Raw genomic sequence first — 7301 nt, 5'->3', positions numbered from 1 at the left:
GGAGAGCACGGTACAGACGAAGATCATCGAGACCGTCTTCATCGTATCGTCCCACATGTCGAAGTAGCCGATGACGAGAAGCGTGCCGACGGCGCCGGCGACGATTTTCCAGTTGCGGCTAGCGAACCACGCGACGGCGGCAATCAGAAGCAGGATGATCGGCCAAGGCGTCTTCGTCATGAAGCGCTCGGACCAGATCAAAAAGTGCTGTAGTGGCTCGAATATTACTTCAAGACCGTCACCATAGGCCCGCGTGAACCCGCGGAACCCTTCGTCGATCGCCTTCTTGAGATCGCGCAGAGACGCATCATCCATGTGCGGAAAGCTGAACAGCCAATCCAAAATCTATCCTCCTCGATAACGGCGAGCGCATCCTCGGACGCGCTGTTCGTTGCCGGCGCCGTAAGCACCGACAACGTCTTGAACGAGATCAAAGCGCCGCCTTGATCTTCTCGGCTGCCTCAGGCGAGACCCATTCCTTCCACATGGCCTCGTTCTCTTCGAGGAAGTGCTTTGCGCCGTCGTCGCCGCTCGCCTGGTTGTCGGTCATCCACGCCATCAGCTTGTTGACGGTGTCGTTCGACCAGGCGCGCTTGTTGAGATAGCCCATGACGTCCTCGCCGGCGCGCTCGGAGAACGCCTTGGTCACGAGCGTCTGGACCGTATCCTTCGGCCATTCATTCTTTTTCGGGTCGGGGCAGTCCGCGACGGTGTTGCAGCGCTTCCACTCGGCGGCGTCGTGCGGCACGCCATAGTCGAGCTTGACCATGTCGTACTTGCCGAGAAGCGCGGTCGGGGCCCAGTAATAGCCGACCCAGCCTTCCTTGCGCTCATAGGCCTTGGCGATCGAGCCGTCGAGGCCGGCGGCCGAACCCGTATCGACGAGCGTGAAATTCGCCGCCTCGCCACCATAGGCCTTGTAAAGCTGCGCGGTCACGACCGTACCACCCCAGCCCTGCGGGCCATTGTGGATCGCACCTTTCGATTTGTCTTCGGGATCCGGGAACAGCTCCGGATGCTTGAGGACATCATCGATCGTCTTGATGTCCGGATGCGCGTCAGCAAGGTATTTCGGCATCCACCAACCCTGCACCGCGCCGTCGGTCAGGACGGTCGATGCAACGACGAGCTTTCCGTTTGCAACCCCGGCGTTGACGACATCGGGCAGAAGATCGACCCATCCTTCGGGCGCGATGTCGGGCTGGCCCTTTTCGGTCATCGACGTGATCGTCGGGACCGTATCCCCCTGGATGATTTCGGCGTTGCAACCGTAACCTTCGGTCAGGATAAACTTGTCCAGGCTGGCGAGCACTTCGGCGCTCTGCCAGTTCATGCTGGCGATGGTGACGTCGCCGCAATCCGCAGCCTGCGCCGAACTGCCAAAGGTCAGCATCGCTGCTGCCAGGCATGTCGAGGCGAAGAGTTCTTTCATGGCATTTCCTCCCTATATGCGATGGGAAAATTCCAAGCCCGTCAGCGCCATCGCATATCGTCACGGGCTGCGAGCGGCTTCGGTATCCTCCTCAGAACCCAAAGCCGCCGTTTCCTGCTAGCTCGGCAGATACTCCTCGCTCCAGGTCTCGCTGATCGTGCCGGAGGCAATCATCCGGTCGATCTCGGCTTCGGTGTAGTTCAGGGTCCTCAGAACGGCTCGCGTGGAGGCTCCGTACTTCTCCGCCGGCGCGACAGCCTTGACCCTGCCGACAGCCGGACGGATGGCGAAGGGGTCGAGCTGCGTGACGGTGTGTCCGCTCGGATGTTCCGGGAAGATCGAGAAGGAATAACTGCCCCGGTCGATGCCCGGCGTTCCATCGGCAATACGGGCACTGCGGCTGCGGATCGTTTCAATGTTCTCGCAGAGCGATACGCCGATATCGGCCTCCCGCAGCCGCTGCTGCCAGGTTTCCGCCGGCGCGGTCATGAAGGCTTTCGCCAGATAGGCCCCGCGATCGGATGCCGCCATTTCGACAATCCCCCTGAGACCCTCGACCTTGCCGAAGCGCAGGAGATCGGCCTCCGAGGCGCACAAAAGTAGGTGATCGCCGCCTGCCGTTTCGTAGAGCCGCGACAGGGCATGATACCCCTTGGTTTCGCGGCCGGACGGTTCATCGAAGGGGCCGCGCCCGGCATAGTCGTAGCAGAAGGGTATCTGCGCGAGGCCGGTCAGTGCCGACAGCGATGTGCGCGGGCGGCCGACGGTCCCGGCTCTGGATTTCTGGTAGAGAGCCGCGGCAATGCCAAGCGCCGCGCCGAAGCCGCACATGACGTCGATGGTTCCAACATGGGCGTGTTCCTCCGGCGTGTCCATGGAGCCGCCGAAGCGCAACATGATGCCGGTTGCCGACTGCACGAGATCGTCATAGCCGAGATAGTCGGTGCGCGGGCCGGTGCGCACGCCGCCGAAGCAATCGAGCTGGCAGAAGATCGCTTGGGGGTTCAGCGCGTTCAGGCTTTCGGCATCGAGCCCCATCGCCTTGACCTGACGGTCGGTGGCGTTCCAGACCACGACATCGACGGAGCGCACCAGTTCCTCGAAGACGACGCGGCCATCGGGCGAACCGATGTTCAGCAGCACGGATTGCTTTCCGCGCATGTGCGACATGCCGAAGATCACGGTGTTCCAGCAATCATAGAGCGGCCTGGCCGGATCGATCTTGATCACCTCCGCGCCGAAGCGGGCGAGATAGGCGACCGAATGCGGACCGGCGATCACATTGCAAAGATCGAGAACCTTGACGCCGTCCAGCCAGCCCCCGGGAGCTTCGATCGTCGGCGCCGGCAAGGAGGGGCGCTCCACGCCCGAAAGCATCACCAGCGCGTCCGTAAAGGTTCCCCAACGCCGCGGGCGCGGTGTCAGCATGGCTTCGGCACTCTCCTGCAGCCAGGCCATCGGCCCCGGCTGGGTCATGCGGCCAAGGATCGGATCGTCGACCTCGATCATCAAGCCGGCGGCCTTGGCGTGATCGTCGGCGATCCATTCCTTCAGCCAGCGCTGTGGCGCGCCCGGAAACAATCCCTCTCCGAAGATGCGTTCCCATTCATCCGACGTCTTCGTCAGGAAAACCTCCTTCATGCGGGCCGCGATCTTGTCGGCCCAGAATTTCGGGAGCGGATAGACGCCGAGCGAAACGTCCGACGACCATTGCGAGACCGGAAGGTAGGTGTCTTCCTCCTCGCGCAGTCCTTCAGCAACCAATTCGTCGTAAATGCCGAGGGCTTGCAGGCAGCGCTTGGCATGGTTCTTGTGGCTGGGGCAGACGACGTAGAACATCCGCCCGTCGGCGCAATTATAGCTGCGATAGAAGGGATCGAGGAACTCCTGAAGGTCGTCATAGGACATGTCCATCGGCAAGCCTTCGCCGCGCCGGCGCTCGATCTCCCGCTCGCGCTGGGTCTGGTAGCGCAGCGGATAGTCGTCGATCAGGATGGAATTGTAGGAGAGACCCTCCATGACGGCGCTTGCCAGCGGCACTTCGATGTGATCGCCACGCCCGGTGCGCTCGCGCGCCTGAAGCGCCAGCACCGTCGCGGACGCCGCGAGCATCGTGCCGTAGGCGGAAGAGAGCGGCAGCGGCGAGAAAGACGGGTTGATGCCCATCAGGACGCGATTGAGGCCCATGTCCGTGAAGACGCCGGACGAGGCCGCGATCACCGTCTCGAAGGCTCGCCAATCGCGGCGAAGCTCATCATCGGAGGCGAAGCCGGGGATCGACAGAGTGATCATCTCTGGCCGTGCGTTGCGGAGCGCCGCAAAATCAATCCCGAGCCGGGCGAGCACGCCGGGACGGAAATTCTCAACGACGATGTCGGCCTCGGCTATCAGCGCTTTCGCCTCGTCCACCCCCTTCTCCGATTTAAGATCGATGGTGACGATCAGCTTGTTGCGGTTGAGGATGGCGTTGGCGGGATTGTCCCAGAGCGGACCGCCAGGCGGATCGACATGCACGACGGTCGCGCCGAGATCGCCAAGGATCATAGCCACGGCCGGGCCGGCGATATATTGCCCGAAATCAACCACCCGGACGCCGGAAAGCGGAAGCGCGGAACGTGCGATCGATGTCATTTCTCTTACCTCCCCAGGAATTTTCCGGAGCATTTCCGCTTTTCTCCGAATCGCGAAAACGCTCCAACTCTTTGTTTTTCGCATTTCCGGACGGAAAACCGTTTCACACTTTTCCTGGAAATGCTCTATGCACGCGCATCGGCGACGATCCAGCCGGCCGCCTTTTCGGCGATCATCAGCGTCGGCGCATTGGTGTTGCCGCTGGTGATCTTCGGCATGATTCCCGCATCGACGACGCGCAGGCCCTCGATGCCCTGCACCCGGAGGCGGCTGTCCACCACCGCCATCGGATCGTCTTCGCGCCCCATCTTCGTCGTCCCGACGGGATGGAAAATGGTGTTGGCGATATCGCCCGCCAGCCGCGCCAGTTCCTCGTCGCTCTGGAACTGCAAGCCGGGCTTCCATTCCTCAGGCTGGTATTTCGCGAGCGCCGGCTGCGACACTATCTTGCGCACCTGCCGGAGACTCTCGGCGGCGACGCGGCGGTCCTCTTCCGTGCTGAGATAGTTCGGTGCAATCGCCGGGGCTTCGGCGGCCTTATCGGAGCGAATGCGCACGCTCCCGACGCTGGTCGGATTGAGATTACAGACACTCGCGGTGAAGGCGGGCACATTGTGCAACGGTTCGCCGAAGGCGTCGAGGCTGAGCGGCTGAACGTGATATTCCAGGTTGGCGTGGGTCTGGCTGTCGTCAGACCGGGTAAAAGCGCCGAGCTGCGAGGGCGACATGCTCATGGGGCCGCTGCGTTTCAGCACATATTCCAGCCCAATCATCGCCTTGCCGAACAGGCTGTTGGCGAGCGTATTCAGCGTCTTCGCGTTGCCGACCTTGAAGACCGCGCGGATTTGCAAATGGTCCTGAAGATTTTCCCCGACGCCCGGCAAGTCATGCACAACCTCGATACCATGGCGCTTCAGCAGTCCGGCGGGCCCGATACCCGACAGCTGCAGGATTTGCGGCGAGCCGATCGCGCCAGCGGACAGGATGACCTCCCTGCGTGCCCGAACCTCTGCCCGTTGCCCCTGCCGCTGGAGCACGACTCCGGCGCAACGCCTGCGGCCGGAACCATCTGTTTCAAGGATCAGCCGTTCGACATGGGCCTGCGTCCAGACCGTCAGGTTCGGGCGGTTCTTTGCGGGGCGCAAAAAAGCCTTCGAAGTGTTCCAGCGCCAGCCGGAACGCTGGTTGACCTCGAAGTAGCCGACGCCCTCGTTGTCGCCGCTGTTGAAATCGTCGGAGCGCGGAATACCCGACTCCACGGCCGCCTCGGCAAAGGATTCGAGAATATCCCATTTGAGCCGCTGCTTCTCGATCCGCCACTCGCCGCCATGGCCGTGCATGTCGGAGAACCGGCTGTTGCCGCCGGTCTTCGGGTCCGCGCCGTTGTCCAACCGGTAATGATCCTCATGCGCCTTGAAATCGGGCAAGCAGTTCTGCCAGTTCCACGCCGCGTCTCCGGTTTCCGCGGCCCAGCCGTCGAAGTCGCGCGCCTGGCCACGCATATAGATCATGCCGTTGATAGAAGAGCAGCCGCCGAGCGTCTTGCCGCGCGGGTAGCGCAGCGACCGTCCGTTCAGACCGGCATCCGGCTCGGTCTTGTACAGCCAGTCAGTGCGTGGATTGCCGATGCAGTAGAGATAGCCGACGGGAATATGGATCCACGGATAGTCATCCTTGCGACCGGCTTCCAGCAGCAGAACACGCATCGCCGGATCACGGCTGAGGCGGTTGGCGAGCAGGCAACCGGCGGAGCCGCCGCCTACAACAATATAATCAAAAGTATCGTGGGAAGGGGGGAAAGCGTTGCGCGTCATTGTTCTGCCCGCCTGCTCCAACGGAACAACGCACAGTCATAAGCTTCGACATCTTGCCGTGGCATGCCAGCCTCCCTGCCTACATTGTTCAAAGCCATAGCGGAGGTTCAGCCGGAAAATCCAATGACAAATGATAGAAGGCATTATAAATGAAATTAATATGCTGCAGTCGATCGACCTGAGAACATTGAGGGCATTCGTCACCGTGGCGCGGGAGGGCAACGTCACCCGCGCCGCGGAGCTGTTGCACGTCACGCAGCCGGCCGTGACGCTGCAACTGAAACGTCTTGCCGCGGAAACCGGCCTCTCCCTGTTCCGGCGGACCTCCACAGGCTTGGAGTTGACGCAGGAGGGGGCGCTGCTGGCGGCCAAGGCCGAGCAGGTGCTGGCGGCGCTGACGGATTTCGGCCAGACGGCCGGACATCTATCGACACGCGTCCGGGGGAAATTGCGGATCGGCACGATCATCGACCCTGAATTCACCCGCTTGGGCGCGTTTCTAAAGGCGCTCATCGAAAACGGGCCGGGCATCGAAACCACCCTGCGTCACGGAATGAGCGGCGATGTGCCGGAAGGGCTGAGGCGAAATGAACTCGATGCCGGCTTCTTTCTCGGCGACCCAGGCGACTACGACCCTTCCGCCGATATGACCGCCGAGAGCGCCGCACCTCTGTTTCATGCCCGCGAGCTGGCGCAACTGACCTATCGCGTCGTCGCGCCGCCGGCGCTTGCCGGTTTCGTGCGCGGTGCCGATTGGTCCCAGCTCGCATCGCTTCCCTGGATCGGCACACCACAGGCCTCGGTCCATAATCGATTGCTGTCGCGCCTGTTTGCCGATTTAGGCGTCCGGCAAAATATCGTCGCCCAGGTGGATCAGGAGACGTCAATGGTCGCCATGGTCCGGACAGGGGTGGGATTGAGCCTTTGCCGAGAGTCGATTGCCCTTCATGAACAACAGGCACACGGCCTCGTCATCGCTGAGAATATCAAAATCTCGACGACACTAAGTTTCCTCTGCCTGGCGGCTCGCATTCAAGATCCGACGATACTGGCAGCCTTGGACGCGATCCGGCGGGCGTGGGGCTGATTTTCGTATGTTCGTGGCTATAATTTCCAATGGCACGCCGTTTATCCCGAACGCAAACGGCGAATCCAGGACAGGCGCTTTCGACCGTGCGAAGGGCCGCCAAAGTCAAGAAATTTGGGCCAAAACCTCCTTCGATCTGGGCCGCTGGCTATGGAAGACGCGGATCGCCAAAACGACGCCGGCAATCAGGACCGCCACGCCGGCGGCCTCCATCCCGGTCGGCCATCGGCCATAGATGAAGTACCTTTGCATGGGCGGGATCTGAGTTTTCGGGCCTGAATGCAAAAAGCCCCCGCGCATTTGAGCGCCGGGGGCTTTTTTGATTTGGTTGCGGGGG

The 7301-nt window shown here is 61.8% G+C and carries 4 protein-coding genes and 2 pseudogenes; 1 reads left to right on the top strand and 5 read right to left on the bottom strand.

Annotated features, from left to right (window positions below; all coding sequences use genetic code 11):
* The 4 genes and pseudogenes from V8U06_RS28890 to V8U06_RS28875 all read right to left on the bottom strand — a co-directional run.
* Positions 1-342: pseudogene (locus V8U06_RS28890) on the bottom strand (proline/glycine betaine ABC transporter permease); the annotation flags it as partial.
* Positions 343-430: 88 nt separating this feature from the next.
* A complete protein-coding gene (locus V8U06_RS28885; protein WP_427143607.1) occupies positions 431-1432 on the bottom strand; it encodes an ABC transporter substrate-binding protein in 1002 nt (333 codons plus the stop codon).
* 117 nt (positions 1433-1549) lie between these two features.
* Positions 1550-4063, bottom strand: coding sequence for a CoA transferase (locus tag V8U06_RS28880; RefSeq protein ID WP_427143606.1), 2514 nt, complete (start codon positions 4061-4063; stop codon positions 1550-1552).
* Positions 4064-4188: 125 nt separating this feature from the next.
* Positions 4189-5877 carry a GMC family oxidoreductase gene (locus V8U06_RS28875; RefSeq protein WP_427143605.1) on the bottom strand — a complete coding sequence of 563 codons (1689 nt, stop codon included), beginning with the start codon at positions 5875-5877 and terminating at the stop codon, positions 4189-4191.
* A 160-nt stretch (positions 5878-6037) separates the two neighbouring features.
* Here V8U06_RS28875 and V8U06_RS28870 point away from each other — a divergent pair, with 160 nt between their 5' ends.
* Positions 6038-6964: a LysR family transcriptional regulator gene (locus tag V8U06_RS28870; RefSeq protein ID WP_427143604.1), complete on the top strand. Its 927-nt coding sequence runs from the start codon at positions 6038-6040 to the stop codon at positions 6962-6964.
* Between the two features lie 105 nt (positions 6965-7069).
* On the opposite strand, the pseudogene V8U06_RS28865 reads toward V8U06_RS28870, so the two are convergent.
* Positions 7070-7301 (bottom strand): annotated as a pseudogene (locus V8U06_RS28865) (hypothetical protein); the annotation flags it as partial.

The organism is Shinella sp. G-2 (genome assembly GCF_050172695.1).
Taxonomy (GTDB): Bacteria; Pseudomonadota; Alphaproteobacteria; order Rhizobiales; family Rhizobiaceae; genus Shinella.
Note: the sequence above shows the minus strand (reverse complement) of the source record. Positions and strands in the feature narration are given on the sequence as shown.

Bases quoted from the DNA above. Each gene is read 5' to 3' on its own strand.
- V8U06_RS28885 (WP_427143607.1), bottom strand. From the start codon at position 1,432: ATGAAAGAACTCTTCGCCTCGACATGCCTGGCAGCAGCGATGCTGACC.
- V8U06_RS28880 (WP_427143606.1), bottom strand. From the start codon at position 4,063: ATGACATCGATCGCACGTTCCGCGCTTCCGCTTTCCGGCGTCCGGGTG.
- V8U06_RS28875 (WP_427143605.1), bottom strand. From the start codon at position 5,877: ATGACGCGCAACGCTTTCCCCCCTTCCCACGATACTTTTGATTATATT.
- V8U06_RS28870 (WP_427143604.1), top strand. From the start codon at position 6,038: ATGCTGCAGTCGATCGACCTGAGAACATTGAGGGCATTCGTCACCGTG.